Raw genomic sequence first — 1,490 nt, forward strand, 5'->3', positions numbered from 1 at the left:
CTGGGCGGTACGGGAGCGGCAGCGCGGGCCGGTACGAGGGCGCGGCGCGGGCCGGTGCGGGGGCGGTGGCGCGGGGCGGCGCGGGCCGCGTACCCGACGACCCGCAGCGCCCCGGTAATCTAGGGGTCCGCCATTCAGCCCAACCGCCGCCCCCGCGAAAGGTCCACCGTGGAATCCGTGATCGTTGCCATTGACGGCCCCTCCGGGACGGGGAAGTCCAGCACGTCGAAGGCGGTCGCCGCCAAGCTGGGGCTGAGCTATCTCGACACCGGCGCCCAGTACCGGGCGATCACCTGGTGGATGCTGCGCAACGGCGTGGACGTCGCGGACCCGGCCGCGATCGCCGCCGCCGCGGGCAAGCCCGGCATCGTCTCGGGCACCGACCCGGCCGCGCCCACCATCACCGTGGACGGCACCGATGTCGCGGCCCCCATCCGTACCCGCGAGGTCACCTCGAAGGTCAGCGCGGTCAGCGCGGTGCCCGAGGTACGGCACGTGATCACCGAGCTCCAGCGCTCGATCGCCCGCGCGGCGGGCGAGGGCATCGTGGTCGAGGGGCGCGACATCGGCACGACGGTGCTGCCCGACGCCGACCTCAAGATCTTCCTGACCGCCTCGCCCGAGGCCCGTGCCGCTCGCCGCAGCGGCGAGCTCAAGGGCAAGGAGGCGAGCGACCTCGCCGCGACCCGGCAGGCGCTCGTCGCGCGCGACGCCGCCGACTCGGGCCGCAAGACCTCGCCGCTCGCCAAGGCGGACGACGCCGTCGAGGTGGACACCACGGAGCTGAGCCTGGAGCAGGTCGTGGAGTGCGTCGTGACCCTCGTCGAGGAGAAGCGGGCCGGTCGGTGACCACCGCGGCGGCGAAGGCCGCGGCGGCCGGGCGGCCCGGGACGGGCTCCGGGAGCGGGACGGGCTCCGAGCGCGGGGCCGCCGTGGGCCGGGGCATCGGCATCGGGCTCATGAACGCGCTGTGGCGGCCCCGGGTGCTCGGCGCGTGGCGCGTACCGGCGAGCGGCCCGGTGATACTCGCCGTCAACCACACGCACATGATCGACGGCCCGATGCTCATGGGCACCGCGCCCCGGCCGGTGCACTTCCTCATCAAGAAGGAAGCGTTCACCGGGCCGCTCGACCCCTTCCTGCGGGGTATCGGCCAGCTCGCCGTGGACCGCTCCGGCACCGACCGCGCGGCGGTCACCGGCGCACTCGGCGTCCTCGCGGCCGGGGGCGTCCTCGGGATCTTCCCCGAGGGCACGCGCGGCGAGGGCGACTTCGCGGCGCTGCGCGCGGGACTCGCCTACTTCGCGGTCCGCAGCGGCGCCCCGGTCGTGCCGGTCGCCGTGCTCGGCTCGACGGACCGGGCGGGCAGGCTCGTGCGGAAGCTGCCCGCGCTGCGCAGCCGCGTGGACCTCGTCTTCGGCGAGCCGTTCACGGCCGGGGACGGCAGCGGACGCCGCACCCACGGCAAGCGCTCGACGCGGCGACGACCG

1 protein-coding gene and 1 pseudogene are annotated in these 1,490 nt (G+C 75.8%); both read left to right on the forward strand.

What is annotated here, in order from left to right; all coding sequences use genetic code 11:
* Window positions 1-168: 168 nt before the first annotated feature.
* Entirely contained in the window at window positions 169-849 is a 681-nt protein-coding gene (gene cmk, locus SSBG_RS24350) for a (d)CMP kinase (protein WP_008748728.1), read from the forward strand.
* A gap of 83 nt (window positions 850-932) precedes the next feature.
* Window positions 933-1,490: pseudogene (locus SSBG_RS24355) on the forward strand (lysophospholipid acyltransferase family protein); the annotation flags it as partial.

Origin of the sequence: Streptomyces sp. SPB074 (genome assembly GCF_000154905.1) — a bacterium.
Classification (GTDB): domain Bacteria; phylum Actinomycetota; class Actinomycetes; order Streptomycetales; family Streptomycetaceae; genus Streptomyces.